19 protein-coding genes are annotated in these 23,569 nt (G+C 65.4%); 3 read left to right on the plus strand and 16 right to left on the minus strand.

The genetic code is table 11. The features are described from left to right. Window positions 1–233: 233 nt before the first annotated feature. Complete coding sequence (locus ACX80Q_RS16520; protein ID WP_459331627.1) at window positions 234–1,088, minus strand: HAD-IIB family hydrolase; 855 nt, start codon at window positions 1,086–1,088, stop codon at window positions 234–236. 211 nt (window positions 1,089–1,299) lie between these two features. On the opposite strand from ACX80Q_RS16520, the gene ACX80Q_RS16525 reads away from it, so the two are divergent. Beyond that, complete coding sequence (locus tag ACX80Q_RS16525) at window positions 1,300–3,045, plus strand: phosphoenolpyruvate--protein phosphotransferase (protein ID WP_459331628.1); 1,746 nt, start codon at window positions 1,300–1,302, stop codon at window positions 3,043–3,045. A 42-nt stretch (window positions 3,046–3,087) separates the two neighbouring features. After that, window positions 3,088–3,354 (plus strand): HPr family phosphocarrier protein, encoded by a 267-nt coding sequence (locus ACX80Q_RS16530; RefSeq protein WP_459331629.1) that lies wholly within the window; start codon window positions 3,088–3,090, stop codon window positions 3,352–3,354. A gap of 39 nt (window positions 3,355–3,393) precedes the next feature. Here the strand turns inward: ACX80Q_RS16530 and ACX80Q_RS16535 are convergent, their stop codons facing one another. Beyond that, window positions 3,394–3,621 (minus strand): hypothetical protein, encoded by a 228-nt coding sequence (locus ACX80Q_RS16535; protein WP_459331630.1) that lies wholly within the window; start codon window positions 3,619–3,621, stop codon window positions 3,394–3,396. A gap of 73 nt (window positions 3,622–3,694) precedes the next feature. Between ACX80Q_RS16535 and ACX80Q_RS16540 the strand changes: the two genes are divergently transcribed. Then, the gene (locus tag ACX80Q_RS16540) at window positions 3,695–5,083 is read left to right on the plus strand and encodes an aminotransferase-like domain-containing protein (protein WP_459331631.1); all 1,389 of its coding nucleotides are present in this window, start codon (window positions 3,695–3,697) and stop codon (window positions 5,081–5,083) included. Between the two features lie 95 nt (window positions 5,084–5,178). Here ACX80Q_RS16540 and ACX80Q_RS16545 read toward each other — a convergent pair whose 3' ends face one another. The 14 genes from ACX80Q_RS16545 to ACX80Q_RS16610 form a co-directional block, all read right to left on the minus strand. After that, the gene (locus ACX80Q_RS16545) at window positions 5,179–7,098 is read right to left on the minus strand and encodes an ABC transporter ATP-binding protein (protein WP_459331632.1); all 1,920 of its coding nucleotides are present in this window, start codon (window positions 7,096–7,098) and stop codon (window positions 5,179–5,181) included. Next, window positions 7,095–8,927 carry an ABC transporter ATP-binding protein gene (locus ACX80Q_RS16550; protein WP_459331633.1) on the minus strand — a complete coding sequence of 611 codons (1,833 nt, stop codon included), beginning with the start codon at window positions 8,925–8,927 and terminating at the stop codon, window positions 7,095–7,097. The genes ACX80Q_RS16545 and ACX80Q_RS16550 overlap by 4 nt, the downstream gene beginning before the upstream one ends. A 174-nt stretch (window positions 8,928–9,101) precedes the next feature. Beyond that, entirely contained in the window at window positions 9,102–9,764 is a 663-nt protein-coding gene (locus ACX80Q_RS16555) for an SRPBCC family protein (protein ID WP_459331634.1), read from the minus strand. Window positions 9,765–9,771: 7 nt separating this feature from the next. Further along, window positions 9,772–10,668: an FAD binding domain-containing protein gene (locus tag ACX80Q_RS16560; protein WP_459331635.1), complete on the minus strand. Its 897-nt coding sequence runs from the start codon at window positions 10,666–10,668 to the stop codon at window positions 9,772–9,774. Further along, window positions 10,665–13,052: a xanthine dehydrogenase family protein molybdopterin-binding subunit gene (locus tag ACX80Q_RS16565; RefSeq protein WP_459331636.1), complete on the minus strand. Its 2,388-nt coding sequence runs from the start codon at window positions 13,050–13,052 to the stop codon at window positions 10,665–10,667. The genes ACX80Q_RS16560 and ACX80Q_RS16565 overlap by 4 nt, the downstream gene beginning before the upstream one ends. Next, a complete protein-coding gene (locus ACX80Q_RS16570) occupies window positions 13,049–13,612 on the minus strand; it encodes a (2Fe-2S)-binding protein (RefSeq protein ID WP_459331637.1) in 564 nt (187 codons plus the stop codon). Before ACX80Q_RS16570 ends, ACX80Q_RS16565 begins: the two co-directional genes overlap by 4 nt. A gap of 115 nt (window positions 13,613–13,727) precedes the next feature. After that, entirely contained in the window at window positions 13,728–14,885 is a 1,158-nt protein-coding gene (locus tag ACX80Q_RS16575; RefSeq protein ID WP_459331638.1) for an XdhC family protein, read from the minus strand. Next, on the minus strand, window positions 14,878–16,008 hold the full coding sequence (locus ACX80Q_RS16580) for a vWA domain-containing protein (protein WP_459331639.1): 1,131 nt from the start codon (window positions 16,006–16,008) through the stop codon (window positions 14,878–14,880). Before ACX80Q_RS16580 ends, ACX80Q_RS16575 begins: the two co-directional genes overlap by 8 nt. A gap of 3 nt (window positions 16,009–16,011) precedes the next feature. After that, complete coding sequence (locus ACX80Q_RS16585; RefSeq protein WP_459331640.1) at window positions 16,012–16,929, minus strand: AAA family ATPase; 918 nt, start codon at window positions 16,927–16,929, stop codon at window positions 16,012–16,014. 241 nt (window positions 16,930–17,170) lie between these two features. Continuing rightward, entirely contained in the window at window positions 17,171–19,462 is a 2,292-nt protein-coding gene (locus ACX80Q_RS16590) for a glycoside hydrolase family 65 protein (RefSeq protein WP_459331641.1), read from the minus strand. A gap of 118 nt (window positions 19,463–19,580) precedes the next feature. Next, window positions 19,581–20,312 carry an HAD family hydrolase gene (locus ACX80Q_RS16595; protein ID WP_459331642.1) on the minus strand — a complete coding sequence of 244 codons (732 nt, stop codon included), beginning with the start codon at window positions 20,310–20,312 and terminating at the stop codon, window positions 19,581–19,583. Between the two features lie 42 nt (window positions 20,313–20,354). After that, a complete protein-coding gene (locus tag ACX80Q_RS16600; protein WP_459331643.1) occupies window positions 20,355–21,383 on the minus strand; it encodes a LacI family DNA-binding transcriptional regulator in 1,029 nt (342 codons plus the stop codon). Between the two features lie 340 nt (window positions 21,384–21,723). Continuing rightward, window positions 21,724–22,797 (minus strand): alkene reductase, encoded by a 1,074-nt coding sequence (locus tag ACX80Q_RS16605; RefSeq protein ID WP_459331644.1) that lies wholly within the window; start codon window positions 22,795–22,797, stop codon window positions 21,724–21,726. Between the two features lie 127 nt (window positions 22,798–22,924). Continuing rightward, window positions 22,925–23,542 (minus strand): nucleotidyltransferase family protein, encoded by a 618-nt coding sequence (locus ACX80Q_RS16610; protein ID WP_459331645.1) that lies wholly within the window; start codon window positions 23,540–23,542, stop codon window positions 22,925–22,927. Window positions 23,543–23,569 lie beyond the last annotated feature (27 nt).

The raw sequence follows: 23,569 nt of genomic DNA on the forward strand, positions 1-23,569 counted from the left end.
CGCCGGCCACCAACAACACCAGCCCCAGCCAAGCACGTCGGAATCAACCTGCCCAAACCAAAAACACCACAAAAACTAGCCAAGTGACTCAACACAGCTTGACAATTTTCGGCGGTTTTGCTTATGCGCACCGTCCGGTGCTGGCCTTGCGCAGCTGTGACTGTGGCGCAAGGCCAGCACCCCCAGCGTGCGCATGGTCAAAGCGGGGCGCCGGGTTCAGCCGTGCATCGGCTTCAGAGGAGTCCCAGCTCGGCAAATGCCGTGGCAATTCCGTGCAGGTGCGGCGGGGCGGCAACCCGGTCAGCCAGGGCCAGCAGTTCAGGGCTGGAGCCCTCAATGGCCACACCAATGCCGGCGTAGGCGATCATTTCCACGTCATTTTGACCATCACCAAACGCTATGGTGTCCGCACGGGCAACGCCTAGCTGCGCAATGGCCGCGGCCACGCCGTCGGCCTTGCTGATGCCACGTTGGAATAGCTCTCCGGCGTGGGGGCCTTCGGCCGCAATGGAATTTCCCACGACGTCGATCCCGCCGCCAATTTCTGCCACGAGCTGGTCCATGGGTACCGGCGATTCAAACACCGAGATCTTCGCGAAGCTGACACTGTTGCCCTGGGTGAGCGTTGTCAATCCAGCCAGGATTGCCGACGATCCGGTGGGCCGGCCGCCCGGGGCGCTGGCAAAGTGCGCTTCTACGTGCGCACGCAGCCGTGCCACGGCAGCCGGTGGGACATAGAGGGCGTCCTGGGCTTCGAGGATGTAGACGGCGTCGTGCTCGTCAAGGGCGGCCAAGGCCCGGGAAGCCAGATCAGCAGGGAAATGTTTATCCACCAGCACCTCGCCCGCCACCTCAACGTAGGCGCCGGCGCTGGCAATTACGCCGTCAAAACCTGCGCCGAGAATGCTCGGCGGCAGCATCGGCAACGGGCGCCCAGTGCTGATCAGCACCTTGTGGCCGGCCGCCCGTGCTGCCCGGACTGCCTGCACATGGGCCTCCGGGACAACCCCGAAGTCTGCATAGGTGCCGTCAACATCGAGGAAGACCGCGTGGATGGTTCTTGTGGCAGTTTTGGAGGTGGCGTTCATGATCAGGGAGTCTACCCGTGCCCCGCCGGGTATGTGGCACCGGTAGGGCGTGCCTGGATTTGACGCGGATCACATTTTGAACGCACACTGGAATCAGAATATGTAACCGGGCATCCGGGCAGGATTCGAGCACTGAGCGTTTTTCGCTGGGTGTTCGGGTCCTTTTTTATTGGCCAAATGCGTGCGGTTTGGCACTCATCAAGGAGAAAAAATGAACGCTGAGGTCCTGGCACCAGTGAAGCTGCCGCTGCAATTCTCGGGCGTGGGGGTGGCGCCCGGCCGGGTGCTGGGGCCTGTGCGCCAGATGCCCAAGCCCGTGCAGGAACCCGCCGCACATGATCCCGCACCCAGTGGTGTGAGCGTTGAAGCTCAGGGTCAGCGCATCAAGGATGCAGCCAACGCCGTTGCGGTTGAGTTGCGAACCCGGGCCGCCGGGGCCGCCAGCGAAGCCAGGGACGTTCTGGAGGCAACGGCGCTCATGGCCGTGGACCCCATGCTGGTCAAGTCAGCCATCAAGCTCCTGGCACAACAAACTCCAGGTGGGGCCAGGTCAGCCGAACGTGCCGTCTGGGAGGCCGGGAGCCAGGTGGCCGAAAAACTTAAGGCCTTGGGTGGCTACATGGCTGAGCGTGCCACGGATGTTTTGGACGTCCGGGCGCGGATCGTCTCGGAGTTGCGTGGGCTGTCCGCCCCCGGCATCCCCGTTTCAGATGCCCCGTTCATTCTGGTTGCCGAGGACCTCGCCCCGGCGGACACCGCCACACTGGACCCGGCCAAGATCATTGCCCTCGTCACCTCCGGCGGCGGTCCGCAGTCACACACAGCCATCCTGGCCCGGGCGCTGGGACTGCCCGCCGTGGTGGCGGCTGCGGGTGTTGATGCGATTGCCGACGGCACAGAGGTCTATGTGGACGGCGCGGCTGGTTCCATCACTGTGGGGCCCGGCGCGGAGCATCAACTGGCCGCTGCCGCATGGGTAAGCCAGTCCTCCGCCCTGCCCACCTTTGGCGGGAACAACACCTTGGCAGACGGGTTCCGGGTCCCGCTGTTGGCCAACGTGGGAACAGGTGCGGATGCGCTCAAGGCGGCACTCGCAGGAGCCGAGGGTGTGGGTTTGCTGCGCACAGAATTCTGCTTCCTGAACCGGGATGAGGAACCACCCGTAGCCGAACAAATCGCGGCCTATGGCGCCGTCCTCGCCGCCTTCCCTGGCAAGAAGGTGGTGATCAGGACGCTCGACGCCGGAGCGGACAAGCCACTGCCGTTCCTGAGCAATGCGGACGAACCCAATCCCGCGCTGGGTGTCCGTGGATACCGCACAGATCTCACCAGCCCGGGTGTCCTAAAGCGTCAGCTGACCGCCATTGCTGCTGCCGAGGCTGCCCACGAATCAGAGGTGTGGGTCATGGCGCCCATGGTTTCAACGCCTGACGAGGCGGTACACTTCGCCTCCCTGTGCGCAGCGGCCGGGCTCAGGACCCCGGGAGTCATGGTGGAGGTCCCGTCGGCAGCGCTGACGGCGGCCGCAGTTTTGCAGCAGGTCAGTTTCGCCTCGCTGGGGACCAACGACCTCACGCAATACGCCATGGCCGCGGACAGGCAGCTGGGCGCCTTGGCCACACTGAACGATCCCTGGCAGCCCGCTGTCCTGCAACTGGTGAAACTGACGGCCGACGGCGCAGCCCTCGCCGGTGCGTCCACCGGGCTGCCCAAGCCTGTGGGTGTCTGTGGTGAGGCAGCGGCTGATCCGGCCCTCGCCGTCGTTCTCGTGGGACTGGGAGTGGGGAGCCTTTCCATGAGTGCCCGCGCGCTGGCCGCAGTCTCCGCCGTACTGGCGACGGTCACGTTGGCCCAGGCCCAGCAATTGGCTGTCACCGCCCTGGCGGCGCCATCCGCCATTACCGCCCGTGCGGCCGTGCGTGCCGGGCTGCCCATTCTGGCTGAGCTGGGCCTCTAAATCCCTTTCTGTGCCCGCAATCCCATCAACCAAGGAGCAACAATGATCGAACGCACCGCCACCATCGCCAGCCGAGTTGGCCTGCATGCCCGCCCGGCGGCCCTCTTCGCCGAAGCCGCCGCTGAGTTTGACCTGGAGATCACGATCTCTCTGGACGGTGAGCCGGCGGACGCCGCCAGCATCTTGTCCCTCATGAGCCTGGGCGCTGCCCACGGCGACGTGGTGGTCCTGCGCGCCGAGGGTCTTGGTGCCGATGAAGCATTGGAGCGTCTGGTGCGGATTCTGGAAACGGACCACGACGCCGGATAAGGCGCGCCCGAGGAGGGCCTTGCTTCCCTCCCCGGGGCACTACCGGGTTCGGGGGTTCTTGGGAAGGGCTCGATACCTTCCAATCGATGCCGCAACACAGACAAGCAGCACGGTCAGCGGAACCACCACCATGAAGATATCCCTGGTGCCTCCGAGGCTCATGAAGAGCAGCGTGATGCCGGCCGCCAGAATTCCGGCCAGGCAGTTAATCAGAAGTGTTCGCTTGTTGCGTTCCATGGTTCCGTCCCCCAGTCCTATGATGTGCACGCTACCATAGCATTGACTGGCAACTGGGAGTAACAATATTGACGAAAAGTTGGTAACGCTATCTAATAACGGTGTGCCAAGTGATAACAGAGCATCCGAAATTGCCGCCCTATTGCAGCTGCAAGCCAGCGCCATGGCTGTGGGGGAGAAATTCCCATCCGTCCGGGCATTGTCGAAGAGCTACAGTGCGAGTCCTGTGACCATCACCCAGGCGATCACCTCCCTGACCGCCCTGGGCATTGTGCGGGCCGAACCCGGACGCGGCACCTATGTTGCCGGTCGAGACTCACCCAGCAATGATGCGCAGGAGCCCGACTACGCCTGGCAGTCCTCAACGCTGGGGCGCTCCAGGGTGGATCCAAACCGCACGGGCCGCACGGGCGGGTATGCAACGGCGGACGACGTCCAGCTTTCCTGGGGCTATCTCTCACCCGAGCTGCAGCCCTTCGATGAACTGCGGACCATTGGGTCCCGCTGTGCAAAGAGCCACCGTGCCTGGACCATGGCTCCGCCCATGGGCCTGCCGGAGCTGCGGGGCGTTTTCGCGGCGGAACTCAACGCCGAACCCGGCGAGGTGCTCATCATGCCCGGGGGCCAGCAGTCGCTGGTGTTTGCCATGCGCACCCTGGCCGATCCCGGATCAACGCTCATCACCGAAAGCCCCAGCTACCCGGGGGCCATCATCGCCGCCCAGGCCGCCGGGCTGGGCATTGCCGCAGTGACGGCCGACGCCCACGGCATCCGCCCGGACCAACTGGCCGACGCACTGGAGCGCACCCGCGCAAAGCTGATCTATCTGCAGCCGTGCTACGCCAACCCCACGGGGGCTGTGCTCAGCGCGGAACGGCGAGTCGAGGTCCTGGCCCTGGCCAAAAAGTATGGTGCCTTCATCATCGAGGACGACTGGGCCAGGCAACTGACGCTGGAGGGGCACGCCCCGCCGCCGCTGTTCACCCAGGACCCGGACGGCCATGTTGTCACCATTGCCACCCTGAGCAAACCGGCGGCCCCCGGGCTGCGCGTGGGCGCCCTGGCCGCCCGCGGCCCTGCCGGGGAACGCCTGCGCACTGCGCGCATTGCCGATGACATGTGTGTGCCGGCGCTGGCCCAGGAAATCTCTTTGGGACTTCTGACGTCCTCTGCGTGGCCGCGTCATATCAAACGCCTGCGCACGGGCCTGCGCGAGCGCCGCGACGCCATGGTCAACGAAGTTCACGCCTCGCTGCCCGGCGCCCGGGTGGTGGATGTGCCCTCCGGAGGCATCCACCTGTGGGTTAAATTGCCCGACGGCGTCAACACCAGTGTGCTGACGGCTGCGGCCCAGGGCGTGGGTGTGTTCATCGGCGACGGAAAGCACTACTTCGTTGACGAGCCCCCGGCCCCTTACGCCCGCCTGTCCTACAGTGCGGCCTCCATAGCCCAAATCCAGGAGGGCGTCCGCCGCCTCGGCGCCCTCCTCTAACCCCGCCCCGCCTGCCGAACGTACAGTTGATGCCGATGTTGTTGTGGCACATCGGCATCAACTGTACGTTCGGCAGGCGGGGCGGAGGGCGCTGCTTAGATGAGGGAGTCCTGCCAGGCGCCATGCAGATCGGCGAAGCGACCGCCGGCGGCCAGCAGTTCGGCGGGGGAGCCGTCTTCCACTATGCGGCCCTCGTGTACCACCAGGACCCTGTCAGCACTGGCCACCGTGGATAGGCGGTGTGCAATGACCAGAGCCGTACGCCCGGCCACGCGCCCGCTCGTTGGGCCACCGGACTGATTTGTTGCGTTGGTGCTGAGCAGCCTGAGTAGGCCCTCCTGCACCAGGCGTTCGGAAGGGATGTCCAGGGACGAGGTGGCCTCGTCCAGGATGAGCACGGCAGGATTGGCCAGAAAAGCACGGGCAAAGGAGATCAGCTGCCGCTGCCCGGCTGACACGCGGCCGCCGCGCTTGTTCACATCGGTGTCGTAACCCTCCGGAAGTGCCCGAATGAACTCGTCGGCGCCCACATCGCGGGCGGCGGCTTCAACCTCCGCACGCGTTGCCGAGGGCCTGCCCAGGGCAATGTTGTCCGCCACGGTGCCACTGAACAGGAACGCCTCCTGCGTCACCATGACAACTGCCCGGCGCAGATCCGTGGTGGAAAGCCGGCGCAAGTCCACGCCGTCGAGCGTCAAGGAACCGGCGGTGACGTCATAGAAACGGGCCAGCAGCTTGGCCAAAGTGGACTTTCCGGCACCCGTTGCGCCCACCACGGCCACCGTTTGGCCGGCCGGGATGTGCAGATCCATGCGAGGCAGGATCACCGGGCCGCTGCCATAGCCAAACTCGGCATTGGTGAAGCGGATCTCGCCGCGGGCTGCAGACAACGGGACCGGGTTGCGCGGTGGCCGGACGGACGGGACCTCCTCGAGCAATCCGGACACCTTTTCCAGGGCTGCCTGAGCCGACTGGAAGGAGTTGTAGAACATGGCCATCTGGCCCAACGGCTGGAAGAAACGCTTGGTGGCCAGGAGCAGGGCCAGCAGGGCGCCCACCTCCAAGGCGCCGTCCAACACGCGGAAGCCCCCCGCGAGGAGCACGGCCGCCACCGCCACATTGCCGATCAGCACCAGCCCCGGCTGGAACACACCATTGAGGTTGATGGAGCGGACGGTGACCTGGCGGTAGTCCTCGGCGAGCTCGTCATACCGAGCGGCGTTGTCCTTCTCGCGGCGGAAAGCCTTCACCGCGCGGATGCCCGTCATGGTCTCGATGAAGTGCACAATGAGCCCGGCCGACACCACCCGGGAGGATCTGTAGGCGGCCTGTGAACGCTTCTGGTACCACCGCGAGAGGGCGAACATGGGGATGGCTGAGGCCAACACCAGCAGCCCCGTGACCCAGTCAAGGGTGAAGATGGAAACGGCCGTGAGCGCCATGAACACCAGTCCCGAGGCGAGGGAGGAGATGCCCGAATCCAGCAGTTCTCGCAACGCCTCCAAGTCCGAGGTTTGCCGGGAGATGATGCGCCCCGACGTGTAGTTCTCGTGGAAATCCATGCTGAGCCGCTGGGTGTGCCGGAACACCTGGATACGCAGATCCAGCAACATGGCCTGACTCAGCCGCGCCGTTGCTGTCAGATAGGCCGAGGTTAGCAGCGAGGCCGCCAAGGCCGCCACCACATAGCCGCCGCCCGTCAACGCCAGCGGCAGCCAGTCGCCGTCACTTTGCGCAGGCAGCGCCGCGTCGATCCCATACGCGATGAGCAGCGGCCCGGCCACCTTTGCTGCCTGCGAGAGCACCACCAACCCCACAGTGATGGCGAACCTGAGCCGGACCGGACGCAGCAGGACACGCAGCAGCCGCACCGAACGGCGCCGCACAGCCCGGCTGTCCTCCCGGCTGAGATCCACCCGGTCTTCGCCGGCAGTGCCCTGCGCCGTGTTGGCGTTTCGTTCTTCGCTTGGCGTGTTCGACGCCGGAGCATGCGTTCCCTTCTTGCCGCGACTCATGCTGTGGTGCCCTGGTCATCGGCCAATTCTTCATCCAGGCCGGTGTCCAGATCCCGGGGTTCCGCATCAAGACTGGCCAGCACATGCCGATAATGGTCGTTGCCTGCCAGTAGTTCTGCGTGGGTACCCACCGCCGTGATGCGTCCGTCTTGGAGCAGCGCTACTCGGTGGGCCATGGCGACAGTTGAGGGGCGGTGGGCCACTATCAACGTGGTGGTTCGCTCCAGCACGTCACCCAACCGCTGGGATACTCGTTCCTCGGTGTTCACATCCAAAGCCGACAGGGGGTCATCCAGAATTAGCACGGCGGGCCTGGCAGCGATGGCGCGGGCCAGGGCAATGCGTTGGCGCTGGCCGCCGGACAGACTCAGGCCTTCCTCACCAATGAGCGTGTCCACGCCGTGGGGGAGCGTGTAGGCGAAACCAGCCTGGGCCACATCCAAGGCTTGTTCCAGGATCTGCTCCGGGGAGAGTCCGGGGTGATCCGCTGCACCCAGCAGAACATTCTCGCGGACCGAATTGGAAAACAAGGTGGTGTCCTCGAACGCCACGGAAACATGGGTGCGCAGTTCCGCCAGCCGCAGTTGGCGGATGTCGGTGCCGTCGAGCAGCACGGCGCCGGAGGTGACATCGAACAGGCGCGGCACCAGGTTCAGCAGGGTACTCTTGCCGCTTCCGGTGACACCCACCAACGCCATGGTCTCCCCGGCCCGCAGCTGCAGGTTCACACCATTGAGTAAACCGGGTGCATCCGCAGGCGTGTCGGGGAAGCGGAAGTGGACGTCACGAAACTCCAGCGCACCGTGCACCTGACCCAAACTGACAGGGTTTTCCGGGTCGGTGATGGTGCTGACGGCATCCATGACCTCAAAATGCCTGTCCAGTGCCGTCTTGGCGGCAAGCGTCATGGACAGCAGAGGTCCCACCGATTCCACCGGGCCAGCCACCACGGCGGCCGTGGCAAAAAACGCCACGAGCGTGCCGACGTCGAGCCTCCCGGCGGACACCAAAACTATGCCGACCACCAAGCCGGCGGCCAAGGCAAGCTCGGGCAACAGCGTGACCACCAGCGAGAATTTAGCAAGGGATTTGGCCTTGTGAATTTCGGTGGCCTGGAGTTCCTGGGCCTGGCCGGAGAAGGAGTCGAGCGCTTCCCGGCCGCGGCCAAACGCCTTGAGCACCCGGATACCATGGACGGATTCCTCCACCACTGTGGCGAGGTCGCCGGCCTGGTCCTGGCTCCTGCGGCTGGCGCGCCCGTACGAGCGGCGAAACGTGTAGCCGAAGATGACGATCGGCACCGCTGCGGCGAGGAAGATCAGGCCCAGCTCCCAGCTCATGCTGAACATCAGTGCCACGCCCAGGGCCACGGTCAGCGCCGTCACCACCAGCATGATGGCTCCGAAAGCCATCCAGCGGCGCATGAAGTTCAGGTCGCTCATGGCACGGCTGAGGAGTTGGCCGGAGCCCCAACGGTCGTGGAATTCCACCGAGAGTTGCTGCAGGTGCCGGTAAAATCCGGTGCGCATTTTTGTTTCCACAGTGGTGGCCGGGACGATCACAAATTGCCGGCGCAGCACCATGAGCCAGGCCTCCAGGAGCCCCAGGACCAGGACTGCACCGGTCCCCACCCACAGCGCGCCCGTCCCGCTGCCGGGGGCCAGCGCCGTGTTGACCAGGACCCGGTAAACCTGCGGGATCGCCAGGGCCACCACACTGGCCGCCAAGGCCGTGAGTAGGCCAAAAATGAGGCGCCACATGATGGGTCTGATGTGCGGGGCCAACCGGCCCAGGGAGGTGAACAGTGAAGTTGATTCGTTAGTCGCCATGCGCTTTGGTGAGTGTCCCGTGCCTAGAATGTGCGTGTTCCGCCAACCCTACGCCAGTGCCGGGGGCGGGTGCACGGCCCGTCCACCAATCCCGCCCGCCGAACGTACAGTTGATGCCGATGTTGCGGCTCAACATCGGCATCAACTGTACGTTCACGAGGCAGCGGCGGAGGGTCAGCGGCGGTTTCCTTTCCCCTTCCGGCGGCAGAGACAGATGATGACGGCCAGCACGGCAGCAGCACCCAGAACCGCCGGGCCGAACCGCCTCGCCAGCACCGGCAGCACGGCAGATCCCAGGTCCAGTTCCGGCGCGGACGCCGGTGTAGGTGTAGGGGGAGCCGGGGCCTGTGCGGCGGCGGGGGACGGGGCTGCCGGGGTCTCCACCGGTTCGGCCACCGCACCGGCCTTGTCGATGACGCACTGGACAAACTGTTCCAGCAACTTATCCGAAATGTCCTGGATGACGCCGCGGCCAAACTGGGCCGGCTTGCCGGTGACGTTCATGTCCGTGGACACATCCACCGTGGTGCCGTCACCGTCAGCCGCAAGCACCGCCGTCACGGTTGCCCCTGCGGTCCCGTTGCCGCGCTTGTCCTTGCCCGTGGCCTGGATCACCACTGTGTGGGTGGACTCGTCGCGGGACACGAATTCACCCGTCCCGGCGTACAACATGGCAATGGGTCCCAGCTTGATCTTGACGGTCCCGGTAAAGGAGTCGCCCTCGACGGACGTCAACGTGGCACCGGGAAAACACGGGGCAATCTCCTCCAGCTGGTTGAAGGAGTGCCAGGTGTCGGCCAGGGAACTGGGGACAGTGAAGTGGTGTTTGAGTTCCATGGAAACCCTAGGCCCCCGCCCGCACAGTGCCCGCCGGTGGCCGCAGGCCTGCCGCGGACATGACGGCCCGCTTGGCAATGATTTGGATCAGGTGGCGCCGGTAGTCGGCGTCGCCATTGAGGTCGCTGGCGGGATCGGTGCCCTCGGCGGCGTGCGCACAGGCGGCTGCAATGGCCTGCTCCGTCAGGGCGCACCCTGCAAGCGCCTGTTCCGTTGCCGCGGCCCGCAGGGGTGTGCTGGCCATGTTGGTCAGGCCCAGCCGGGCCTCGGCAATGACTCCACCCTCAACCCTGACCATGGCGGCCACGGCCACGATGGACCACTGCTGGGCCACCCGGGTGAACTTTTCGTAGTGGGCGCACCAGCCGGTGTACTTGGGCACGCGGATGCTGGTGAGGATCTCACCCTCCTCCACGGCAGTGGTGAAGTAGCCTTCGAAAAAGTCGGCGGCGTCAACAGACCGTTCGCCGCCAGGACCTGTCACCATGAAGGTTGCCCCCGTGGCCAGCACGGGCGCCGGCATGTCGCCTGCCGGATCGGCGTGGACCAGTGCACCCCCAAAGGTGCCGCGGTGCCTGACCTGGGGGTCGGCCACCGTGGCGGCCGCATGCGAAAGCAGCGGCACGTGGGTGGCCAGCAGGGGATCGGTGGCTATGACGTGGTGCGGGGTCATGGCACCTATGGTGAGGAATGCGCCGCTGTCAGTGATGCCGGAGAGGCCAGGGATTCTGCCCAGGTCGATGATCATGGACGGGTCGGCCAGCCTCAGCTTCATGACGGGGATCAGGCTTTGGCCCCCGGCCAGCAGTTTCACATCATCTCCGGCAGAATCGGCGGCGGCCAGCAGGCCCATCGCCTCCTCGAGCGTTGCGGGTGCGGCGTAATCAAAGGCGCTCGGAATCATTGTGTTCCTCCGGTTGTCTTGGCTTCCTGCAGGGCATGCCATACACGCGAGGGTGTGCACGGCATCTTGACGTCCTTCACGCCCAGGTGCCGGATGGCGTCCAGCACCCCATTGACGATGGCGGGGGTGGAGGCGATGGTGCCTGCCTCGCCCACGCCCTTGGCGCCCAGCTGGTTGCTGGTGGCGGGGGTTTCCGTCCGGGCGGTGATGTAGTGCGGCAGATCCGGGGCACTGGGGACCAAATAGTCCACAAACGATCCCGAGACGAGCGTCCCGGCGTCGTCATAGACCGCCTCCTCAAAGAGCGCCTGCGCGATGCCCTGGGCCAGGCCGCCGTGCACCTGCCCCTCCACGATCATAGGATTGACGACGACGCCGATGTCATCCACGCACACATACTTGCGGACCGTAACCTGCCCGGTTTCGGTGTCGACCTCCATGGCCGCCAGGTGGGTGCCGTGCGGGAAGGAGAAGTTCACCGGGTCAAAGGTGGCGTCGGAATCCAGATTGGGCTCCACGCCGTCGGGCATGTTGTGGGCTGAGAACGCAGCAAAGGCAATCTCGCCCAGTGCCGTGGACTGTTCGGTGCCCCGGACGGTGAAGGAGCCGTTGGCGAACTCGAGATCTTCCTCGCTGGCCTCCATCATGTGTGCGGCGATCACCTTGGCCTTCTCAATGACCTTGTCCGCCGCCGCCAGCACCGCCATGCCGCCCACTGTCAGGGAGCGGGAGCCGTAGGTGTCCAGGCCGCGTTGGGAGACCTGCGTGTCACCGTGCAGCACCTCGATGTTCTCAAACGGCACCCCGAGCCTGTCCGCAACCAACTGGCTCCACGCTGTTTCGTGGCCCTGCCCGTGGGCGGAAGAACCGGTCACCACCTCCACCAGACCTGTGGGCAGCACCCGAACCTGGGCGTGTTCCCAGCCGCCGGCCGCGTAGCTCAAAGCACCCAGCACCCGCGACGGCGCCAACCCGCACATTTCCGTGAACGTGGAGATGCCGATGCCGAGCTGGACGGGATCATTGCTGTCCCGGCGTCGCTTTTGCTCGGCCCGCAGCCCCGCATAGTCAAAGAGCTCCACAGCCTTGGCCGTGGCGGCCTCGTAGTTGCCGGTGTCGTACTCCAACCCGGCCACGGTGCTGAACGGGAACTCGGAGTGCTTGATCCAGTTCTTTTCCCGCAGTTCCAGCGGTTCCATGTTGAGCTCTGCGGCTAGCTCATCCATCATCCGCTCGATGGCGAACGTTGCCTCCGGCCGTCCCGCCCCCCGGTAGGCGTCGGTCCAGGCCTTGTTGGTGAAGACGTTGTTGCACTCAAACCGGTACGCCGGGAACTTGTAGATGGAGTTGAACATGAACGCGCCAAGGACCGGGACGCCGGAGGTGACGAGCCCCAGGTAGGCCCCCATGTCCGCGATCAGGTTCACGTCCAAGCCCGTGACAATACCCTCCCTGGTGGCGGAGAGCTTGAGTCGCTGCACCTGCGCGCGCCCATGGTGCGCCACCTGCAGGGATTCACTGCGGGTCTCGGTGTATTTGCAGGGCTTGCCCATGCGCCGGGCCGCCACCACCGTGATGACCTCCTCCGGTGTGACCTGCAGTTTGCCGCCAAAACCGCCACCCACATCCGGGGCAATGACCCGAAGCTTGCTTTCCGGGATGCCCAGCGTCAACGCCAGCATCAGGCGCAGGATGTGCGGAATCTGTGTGGCGCTCCACAGGGTGAGCTGCTCTCCCGTGGGGTCAACCACCATGGAACGCGGTTCCATGAAGGCCGGGATGAGGCGCTGTTGGTAGAAGGTGCGCTCAATCAGCACCTCCGCAGTGGCCAGCGCGTCGGCGACGGAGGTGCCGGTGCCGGCCTCGGCCGAATCGAACACCCACGTAGCCGATTTGTTGGATTCCAACGAGGTGTGCGCCAGGACTTTGTCCGTGAAGGCCTCCTCGAGGTCCATGACCACGGGCAGTTCGTCATAGTCCACATCGACGAGTTCGACGGCGTCGCGCGCGGCTGCCGCGCTGCGGGCAATCACCACGGCGACGATCTCACCGGCAAAAGCCACCTCGTCGACAGCGATGGCCGGGTGGGCGGGCGCTTTCTGATCCGGTGTGACGGGCCAGGCGTTGGGCAGGCTGCCTTGTTCAGCGGCAATGTCCGCACCCGTCAGCACCTCAAAGACGCCGGGGGAGGCCTTGGCCGCCGAGACGTCAATTGCCGTTATTATGGCGTGCGCGTAGGGACTGCGGACCATGGCCAGGTGCGCCATGCCCGGGAGCACCATGTTGTCTGTGTACCGGGAGCGGCCGGTGATCAGGCGGGCGTCCTCCTTGCGGAGCCGGGCCTTGCCCACCTCTGCGCGGCCGGTATCGGCGGTGGCGGTCATGACACACCCGCCGTTGCTGAGCTGCTTGTTGAGCTGCTTGTTGAGTCAGCCCTCAAGCCGTCCGCCACGGAAACCCCTGAATCGCCGTACTCCACGCCGTCGGCCACGCTCTTGACGGCCGCCACAATGTTTTGGTAGCCGGTGCACCGGCACAGGTTCCCCTCCAGGCCCTCCCGGATTTCCGTTTCGGTGGGGTGCGGGTTCTCCTTCAACAGCGACGCAGACTGCATGATCATGCCGGGGGTGCAGAAGCCACACTGCAGCGCATGGCACTGGTGGAACGCCTCCTGCAGCGGGGCGAGCTTGCCGTCCTGCGCCATGCCCTCAATGGTGGTGACCTGATGCCCGTCCGCCTGCACGGCAAACATGGTGCACGATTTCACGCTCACGCCGTCGAGGTGGACTGTGCAGGCCCCACAGTTGGTGGTGTCGCAACCAATCAGGGTGCCCGTCTTGCCCAGCCGTTCGCGCAGGTACTGGACTAGCAAAAGTCTTGGTTCAACGCTGTCCGTGTAGGTGACGCCGTCAACGTCGACGGTGATGGATGTGGAACTCGCCATTGAGATCTCCTTATTCCTGTGGAGATCAAGCGGCAGCCCGACTCCAGCCCGTGATGTGAACTACGTTACATGACGCGGGGCCAGAAAGTTAGGGCACTTTGTAGCTGATCCTGTGCTAACTGATCCCCGGTGTTTCTTCGTGGGCGGCATCAGCGAGCGGTACGTGGTGGATTCGCTCCGCCAGATGACTCAGCCGCCCGCCCTGCCCGCCCCAGCGCAGCGAAATGATTTCCGCGGCAATGGACACGGCCGTTTCCTCCGGCGTACGCGAACCCAGATCCAGTCCGATGGGGCTGGAAAGCCCAGAAAGCTCGACGTCGGTCAACCCCGCCTCACGCAGCCGGTCCATGCGGTCCTGGTGTGTGCTTCGCGAGCCCATGGCCCCCACGTAGGCAACGTCCTGGCGCAGCGCCACCTCCAGCAGCGGCACATCAAACTTGGGGTCGTGGGTCAGCACGCAGATCACGGTCCGCGGATCCACCAACCCGGCGTCGATCTGTTCCCTGAGATACCTGTGCGGCCATTCCACCACCACCTCGTCAGCCACCGGGAACCGGGCTTTGGTGGCAAACACGGCCCGGGCATCGCACACCGTCACCCGGTAGCCCAGGAAACTGCCCTGCCTGGCCACGGCCGCGGCAAAGTCAATGGCGCCAAACACCAGCATGCGCGGCTGCGGGGCAAAGCTGGCCACAAACAAGCGCATCCCGTCGCCGCGCCGCTCCCCGTCCGGGCCGTACATGAGCGTGGTGTTGCGCCCGGCCGCCAGCAGGCCCAGGGCGTCATCGCTCACCGCCGCATCCGCCCGGGCGCTGCCCAATGTGCCCTCAAAACCGTCGGGGCGGATCACCAGGTGCCGGCCCAGCCACGCCGGGTCCGGGTGCTCAATGACTGTGGCAATGGCCACGGGGTTCCCGGCAGCTACGTCGGCGGCCATCCCCGGCAGCTGCGGAAACGTCTGCCGTGAGACAGCCTCCACGAAGACGTCAATGATGCCCCCGCACGTCAGGCCCACCTCAAAGGCGTCGTCGTCACTGATGCCGTAGCGCTGCAGCACGGGGGAGCCGTGGGCAACCACGTCCGTGGCGAGCTGGTACAGGGCGCCCTCCACACAACCGCCCGAGACCGATCCCACCGCCCGGCCATCGGCGTCGACCATCATGGAGGCGCCGGCTGGCCGCGGGGCCGACCGGAAGGTGCGCACCACAGTGCCCAGGCCCACCGTCTGCCCGGCTTCCACGGCGTCCACTAAATCCTTCAACACTTCACGCATTGCCCATCACACCCAACAACTCCTCGAAACTCGCCAATGAGTGGCCTGGCACAAAGTCATCAACGTGCGGGCGGACAGCCATGATTCCCTGCTGCACGGGTTCGTAGCCTGCTTTGCCCCGGTGCGGATTGGCCCAGATGATGCGCCGGGCCACGTGCTGCAGGCGCTCCACCTGCCGGCCCAACAAGGCCGGGTCCCCGCGTTCCCAGCCGTCACTTGCCACCACTACGACGGCGGACCTCGCCACCGCGCGCTGCCCCCACCTGTCGTTGAACGCCCGCAGGGCCTCGCCCAGCCGGGTGCCGCCGGACCAGTCGGGCACGGTGCGCCCCGCCAGGGCGAGGGCCTCATCGGCGTCTTTCAGTTTGAGCGCCGCGGTGACCCGGGTGAGGCGGGTGCCCAGGGTGAACACCTCAACGTGGTGCGGGGCGGCCGCCACCACGCGGTGGGCCAGCCGCAGCAGGCTGTCGGCGTAGGGTGCCATGGAGCCGGAAACATCAATCAGCCACACAATGCGTCGCGGCTTGCGGGGTGCCTTCGCGCGCTTGAGCGGACCGGGCTCGCCGCCACGGCGCAACTGCTGGCGCAAGGTGCGGACCCTGTCGATGTCACCGCGGCGGTCAAGGCGCCGGCGCCGGGTCTGGCGGCTGGGCAGGGCCACCGGCAACTCGCCGAACACGCGGTTCAGCAGGGCGCGCTCGCTGGGGTCCAGGGTGGCCACGTCGCGGTGGCGCAGCAGTTCGCGCCGGCTGGCCAAGGCCCGCAGCGCTTCCCCGTCACCGTCCTGACCGGTGGCGCCGTCGTCCAAGGCGGCAGCCTTGACGGTGGTGGCCTGCTGATCCTGCGCCGTCGTGGCCCTGTGGCCCGGGGCAAACCAGGCCTCAAAGGTTCGCTGGTAGCTGTCCAGGTCCTCGGGCGCGGCGCACAGGGTGGCCCGGCCAGCCCAAAAAACGTCGTTCCTGCTTTCCATGCCCAGCCGCGACACGGCGTCAATGAAGCTGCGTGAACGGTCGGCGGTCACCTTGACCCCAGCTGCCCGAACGGCAGCGGCGAACGCCAGCAGGATTTCCTCGGCAGGGTGCGCGGCTGCGGCGGCCGCCGCCTGCGCCTGAACCGTCGCCATGGCTCAGCCCAGCATCCGGGCCAGCGCGGAGGAGACACGCGCGGTGTCTTCACGGTACTTGCACAGCGCACCAATGCTCGCCGCCGCAGAGGCCAGGTCCAGCTCCGGGCTACCCAACAGGTGCAGTGCCCGCGCCCAATCCAGAGTCTCCGCAACGCCCGGTGGCTTCATGACGTCCTCGGTGGCGCGGATTTGCTGGACGGCCCGGACCACCTGCTCGGCCAACAGTGCCGGCACCTCGGGAAGCCGGGTGCGCACAATCTCCACCTCACGGGCCAGCCCGGGGTGGTCGATCCAGTGGTACAGGCAGCGGCGCTTGAGGGCGTCGTGCAGATCCCGGGTCCGGTTGGAGGTCAACACCACAATGGGCGGGGTCGCGGCCGTCACGGTGCCAAACTCCGGGATGGAAACCTGGTAGGTGGAGAGCACCTCCAACAGGAACGCCTCAAATTCGTCATCGGCGCGGTCAATCTCATCGATCAGCAGCACGGCGGGGCTTTGCTGGAGGGCCTTCAGGACGGGCCGGGCCAGCAGAAAACGCTCGTCATACAGGGAGTTTTCCAGCGCCGCGGCACTCAGATTTCCGCCGCCGGCCTCCACACTGCGCAGGTGCAGGATCTGGGCCGTAAAGTCCCAGTCATACAGGGCCTGAGAGGCGTCGATCCCCTCGTAGCACTGCAACCGGATCAGCGGGAGCTTGAACGCTTCCGCCATCGCCTCCGCCATCGACGTCTTCCCGGTGCCGGGCTCGCCCTCCAGCAGCAGGGGGCGTGCCATGGCCAGGGCAAGGTAGCCCACCGTGGCCAGCCCGTCGTCGGCCAAATATCCGGTTGAGGCCAGCGCAGCGGCGAGTTCGGCCGGCGAGGCAGGGGCTGCAGCTAAGGCAGGTGTCGAAACGGAGGAAGCGGACGTCGTCGTCATGGCACCAGCATAGAACCCTTTCGTCAACGCTCGCGCAGCAATGGGGCGTTTTCCATCAACCCTCTCGCAGCAATGGTCACTTTTTCGGGAACCCTCTCGCCGCGGGCCCCAGCGATGGCGGCGAATTTGCCAAATGCGCCGCTGCCGCGCCGAACCATGCGGCGACTGCGCAGATCACGCCCCCATGAATCGATTTTGAGGGCGTGATCTGCACAGTCACGGGCGAATTGCGGCACCACCCTTACCCGCGCAGGGAAACCAGGCTGGGCATCTCTGCCAAGGGAACCGTGACCGGGGCTCCGGCCTCGACGGACACCACAGTGTCCCTGACCTTCAGCTGGAGGGGCGTGCCGGCGTCGTACGTGAACGTGATTCCGGCATGGGTGAGTGAGACGCCCAACAGTCCGCCGCGGATCTTCAGTTTGAAGTCCAGGCTGTCCCAATCGGCGGGCAGGCGGGGGTCGAAGTTGAGCATGAGGCCTTGGTCGCGCATGCCGGCAAAACCAGACACGAGCGAGCTCCAGATGCCGCCGGTGGAGGCGATGTGGACGCCGTCGATCGTGTTGTTGTGCGAGTTGTCCAGGTCAATGAACAAGGCTTCTGTGAAGTGGGCCATGGCCTGCACCGGGTGGCCCACCTCGGCGGCCATAATGCCCTGCACGCAGGCCGACAGGGTGGAGTCGCCGGTGGTGATGGGGTCGTAGAAATCAAAGGCGCGGCGCTTCTCCTCTGCCGTGAAATCCTGCCACTGCAGGAACATCGCCAGCACCGTGTCCGCCTGCTTGAGCACCTGGTGGCGGTAGATGACTAGGGGGTGGAAGTGCAGCAGCAGCGGGTACTTCTCGCGTGGAGTGTCCCAGTCCCACGCCTCCAGCGTCATGAAGTCATTGTCCTGGGAGTAGATGTTGAACTCCCGGGAAAAGGGCAGGTGCATGCGGTCGGCAGCCTCGCGCCACACGGTCCGCTCCTCGTCGGTGACCCCGGGATGTGGGCAGGCTGCGGCTGCACGCAGATTGAAGCGGGCCATGACGTTCGTGTAAAGGTTGTCGTTGACCACGGCCGTGTACTCGTCCGGGCCTGTCACGCCGTGAATGTGGAAGGAGCCATCGGCGCCAAAGAAGCCCAGCGACACCCACATGCGTGCCGTCTCCACGAGCAGGTCAGCGCCCTGGTGGTCGCGGAAGTCGGCATCGGCGCTGGCCCACGCGTACCGGTTGGCTGCAAAAGCCACGGCTGCGGCAATGTGGAACTGCGCCGTGCCCGCGGCATAGTACGCGCTGGACTCCAGCCCGTTGATGGTCCGCCAGGGGAACAGGGCGCCGTCAACACTCAGCTCCGCGGCCCGCTCCTTAGCCAGCGGCAACAGATCGTGCCGGAACTGCAGGACTGCACGGGCCGCTGCCGGATTGTTGTACGTCAGGTAGGGAAGCAGGTAGATTTCCTGGTCCCAGAAGTAGTGCCCCTCGTAGCCGGAACCGGAGACCCCCTTGGCCGGGATGCCCGCCACATCCGCACGGGCCGTCGCGGCGGCAAGCTGGAACAGATTCCACCGCACCGCCTGCTGCAGTTCCGGCATTGCGCCCACCACGATGTCGCTCGTGGCCCAGTACTGGGCGTAGTGGGCGGTGCTGTCGGCAAAAATCTCCGGCACGGGGCGCAGCTCGGCGGCAGCCACGGCACGCACATCCGTGTCGGCACCCTTATCCGCCACCGCGTAGCTCACTGATTTCTCCAGCGTGAGCGTCTCCCCGGCGGGGACGGCCACCAGGTACCGGACGGTGCTGAGGTCCTGGTCCACCGCTGTCTCCGCGGGCGGCTCCTGCGTGGAAAGGACATGGTCGACGGCGACCCCCACCCTTTGGTGCGATTCGGCAGTTTGCCAGGACATGCGCAGGGAACCGTCGGCACCGTCCAATTCCAGCGGCAGCAAAACCCGGCCGGCATGGCGGCCCGAGCGGCGCGGGTCCGAGATGGTCTGGTCTTCCACGGGCTGGTCCTGCCGGTTCACCAAGGTGGAGGTGATGTTTGCGGTGATGTCCCGGTCGCTGCTCAGGGACAGAGTCAGCCCCAGGTTGCTGCGCACCGCAAAGCCCACGGCCCGCCGCTCCGTGGTGGTGACCACGGCGCCGGAGCGGCATGCCCAGGTGACAACCGTGGTGTAGATGCCGGTGGCGAAGTCCACTGTACGCCGGTACGCCTGAACAGTGGAACCGTCCAGGGTGAGTTCCTCCCCGTCAATGACCACGGTGAAGTTGTTGGCGTCCGGCACATAGAGGATGCGTTGGCCTGTGCGGGCAAAACCAAACGCATTTTCGGCGTGCTTGATCTCCCAGGTTTCGTGGAAGCCGTTGATGAACGTTCCGGGCAGTTCGGTGTCCGCGGGCGCGAAATGTGCGCCGCGGATGCCCAGATGACCATTGCCAATGCTGAAGTTGGTCTCCAAGGCACCCACCTGTCCGGGGGCGTGCATTGTTTCCAGCAGCTTCCACGGGTCAGCGGGGAAACGGGTTCGATCTGATGAAATCAGTGCCATAACGGTTGGCGATCCTTGGTTCTAGAGGTGGCGGATATGAGCATCCGGTAGAAAGGTGGTGCTGCGGCAACCGTGGCGGGACGGAGCCGCCGGTGCGGCCTTGCTCAGGAGTGGAGTGTCACAACAAGTCGGCGAGGTCATCCACCACATAGCTGGCTCCGGCGTCGAGCAGGGTTTGGGCGCCGGCTCCGCGGTTGACGCCGATGACCGAATGGAAGTCGCCAGCCGCCCCGGCCTGCACACCCGAGACGGCGTCCTCCACCACGATGCACGTATTGGCGGGCAATCCCAGCAGCCCAGCGGCATAGCTGTAGGTTGCGTGGTGGGGCTTGCCCGGCAGGTGCTTGGCGTTGGCCACCACCCCATCGACCACGATGGCGAAATGCTTCTCCAACCCGGCCGCCTTGAGCACTGCCGGGGCATTCCTGGAGGAAGAGACGACGGCGAGGATCAGGCCGCGTGCCTCGGCTTCGGCGATGAAGCGCACAGACCCCGGGTAGGGGACCACGCCGCGGGAGGCGACGATGTGGTTGAACACCTTGTTTTTCCGGTTACCCAAGCCGTGGACGGTATCCAGCGACGGGTCATCGGCCAGCCCGCCCTCAGGCAGCGTAATGCTGCGTGAGGCAAGGAAATCACGGACCCCGTCAAAACGGGGTTTGCCGTCAATGTGTTCAAAGTAGTCACCGCCGCTGTAGTGCGCCGTGGAGCCAATCTGGGCCAAATAGCCGTCAAACAGTTCCTTCCATGCGGTTTCGTGGACTTCGGCGGTGGGTGTCAGCACCCCGTCCAGGTCAAAAAGAACTGCCTTGGCGCCGCACCAGGGGTCGCGCGGTGAATTTACGTGCACGGTGTGTCCTTTCAGACGCGTGGGGGGTGGCTTGGGGCTGATTCACCGCTTGCGCCGGGTGCTCTTGCGGGTGAGCAAGGTGGTGGGCAGCAGGTGATTTGCCGGTTCAAAGTTGGCATCAGGGTTTTGCAGCCGTTCCTCGAGCAGGTTCGCCGCAAAGGCGCCTTGATCGGCAACGGGCTGCTGCACAGTGCTCAGCCCCATGAACTTGCTCATGGGGTGTTCGTCCAGCCCGATGATTGAAACGTGCTTTGGTGCTGAGAGACCATGCTCGCGCAGCGCCGTCATGGCGCCGAACGCGGTTTCGTCGCAGCCGGCAAAAATGGCGCTCGGAAGGCGGCGGTTCTCAATGAGTTCATTCATGGCCTGCTGCCCGCGCTCAATGCTGGATCCGGCGTCAACCATCAAGTCCGGGTCCACCATGAGGTGATTGTCGGCAAGTGCCAATTCAAAGCCGTGCCGCCGTTCGGTGGCGGTCAGCACCGAACGGCTGCCTTTATCCCGATCGGACAGAATGGCCAGGTCCCAATGGCCCAGGTCCAGGAGGTGTTCGGTGGCTGCGCGGGCTGCCGCGACATTGTCGATGCCCACGTTGTCCCAAGGGACATTGTGCATGCCCACACTGACCACGGCCAGGTTCGATGCGGCCAGGGCCTCGATTTCCGCATCCGATAACTCAATATTGAGCAACAGCACGCCGTCCACCTTCTGCGCCAAGGCCGCAAGGTCCCCAAAGAGGCGTTGATGCACGGCCGGGCTGTTGCGCAGGCTGATGATCATGGTGTCGTGTCCGCTGGCGGCAAACACCTCCTCCGCCGATTCCACGGCATGGGCAAAGAACCAGGCGGTGGTGGTGGGGGCGATGATGGCGATGGAGCCGGTGTTCCCGCCAGCCAGGCGGGAGGCCGCGGACGAGGCCACGTACCCGAGCTTTACCGCTGCATCAGCGACCTTTGTTTGGGATGTTTCGGACACGTTGGGGAGCCCCCTCAGCGCCCGTGAAACCGTGCAGATCGACAATCCGGACAGCATGGCGACATCCTGGATGGTGGCACGGTGGAGCTTACCCATCTAACACGGCCTCAGCCCTTTCCTTCTTCAGACACAGTGGTCAATATGTGGTTCCAAGTAGTGCTCGCAGGCTATGTCTTACAACCTCATGCAGGCGAGATCGCCAGGGTGTTGACTTGGGGCTGCAACTGCACGGGAAAGGGCATGGACTAGGGGTAATCTCGCACTCACGACAATCAGTGTAAGCGCTTATAATTGCAGATTGCAATGCAGTCCCGGGGGTGGATTATTCGGTGGGGCAGAATGGGCGCTCCGCATCAATCCATGGCGGGAACCCAGCACCCATGGAATAGTCGGCCATGAGACTAACTCTTACGGGCGGTGTAGCCACCAGCCGCCCTTAGTTCGCCCAGAAAGGATAGTCGGTGTAGCCGGCTGCGCCCTCGGTGTAGAAGGTGCTGTGGTCCGGTTCGTTCAACGGAAGGTCCTCGGCCCAGCGCCGGACCAGGTCAGGGTTGGCCAGGGCGGGACGGCCCACCACGACGGCGTCGCCCCAGTGGGCGGTGGCCCGCGCGTCGGCGAGGGTTGTGACAGTTTCGAAGCCCGTGTTCAGCAGGACGGGGCCGCCAAACCGGGTGCGCAGAGTCTGGACCAGGTGGCCCGACGGGTCGTTGTGCAAAATGCTTAGTCCGGCCAGTCCAAGTGGTGCAATGCCAGCCACAAGTGCCGTGTAGGTGGCCTCGGTCTGGGCTGTGTCCGGCTCGAGCGCGCCCTGGATATTGTGCTCGGGGGAGATGCGCAACCATGTCTTTTCGGCGCCGATGGCCTCCGCCACAGCCCTGACGGTTTCGACGACGAAGCGGGCGCGGTTCTCCGGGTTGCCGCCGTAGGCGTCGCTGCGCTGGTTGGAGCTCGGGGCCAGGAATTCGTGGAGGAGGTATCCGTTGGCGCCGTGGAGTTCCACACCGTCAAAACCGGCGGCCATGGCGTTGCGGGAACCCTGGACGAACTCCTCGGTGACACCGGGCAGCTGGGCCGTCTCCAGCGCGTGCGGAACCGGGTAGGGCGCCTTGCCTTGGTAGGTGCGCGTGACGCCGTCGATCGCGATGGCGCTGGGGGCCACCACCTGATGCCCGCCGTTCGTGTCAGGGTGCGTGACGCGCCCTGAGTGCATGATCTGGGCGATGATGCGCCCGCCGTCAGCGTGCACGGCGTCGGTGACACGCTTCCAGCCCGCGATCTGCTCATAGCTCACCAGGCCGGGCTGGCGGACAAACGCCTGGCCCGCGAAGCTCGGGTAGACACCCTCGCTGGTGAGCAGACCCATGGAGGCGCGCTGGCGGTAATACTCCACCACAAGGTCCCCAGGCACCCCGTCACGGCCGGAACGCGAACGCGTCAGCGGGGCCATGACCAGCCGGTTGGGAAGTTCGAGGCCGCCGAAGGTGACAGGGGAAAACAGTTTCAAGGGCATCTCCAAAGTTTTGTTGGGGGGCGTACCCTTGCGGCAACCCGCTGTGCCCGCCATATTATTCCTGACGCCGGCGTTTTGCTGCCCGGGGTGTCATGATCCATGGCGGGCCCACCCCTGTCACGGGGGATTAGTGAGGCGGTTCTGCCAGGAGGTGAAGGTCGGCGGGGGTGTCGACGTCGGCGCCGTTGCTGAAGCGGCTGAAATCCACCAAGTCCACCGCCTCGGCGTGGGCAGCGAGATACGCCCGGGCGCCGGAATCTCCCGCGGCCAGGGCGGCGGCGGCAGCGGTGTGTTCGGCAGAGAATAGTACCGGGTGGCCGCGCCGCAAGGCACCCTTGCCAGGCTCCACATGGGGTGAACGGAACGCCGCGGCGGTAATCCGGCCGGGCCGGTGCAGGGCCAGCAGGATTTCAATCATCCCGAGATTTATGCCCGGTTGGTCCACGAGCGCCACCAAGACCTGACCTTGGCCGGCGGCGGCAATCCCGGCTGCAAACGAGGAGCTCATGCCGTCACGCCAGCGCGGATTCTCCACGAAACGGCACCCTGGTGGCATGGGCGTGGCCCGGACATCCGCAGCCCCCGCGCCGATCACCACTACTACCTCGGAGCAGCCGCCGCGAAGCAGGGATGTGGCGGCATGGTTGACCAGTGTGGTGCCCCGAAAGGGTAACAGCGCCTTGGGGCCGCGGCCCAGCCGAGTTCCGGCACCTGCCGCCAGCAGGACCGCCGTGGTGAGTGTCATGGCTCAACCATAGCGAGCCGCACACCG

This window comes from Arthrobacter sp. HLT1-20, from assembly GCF_054510895.1.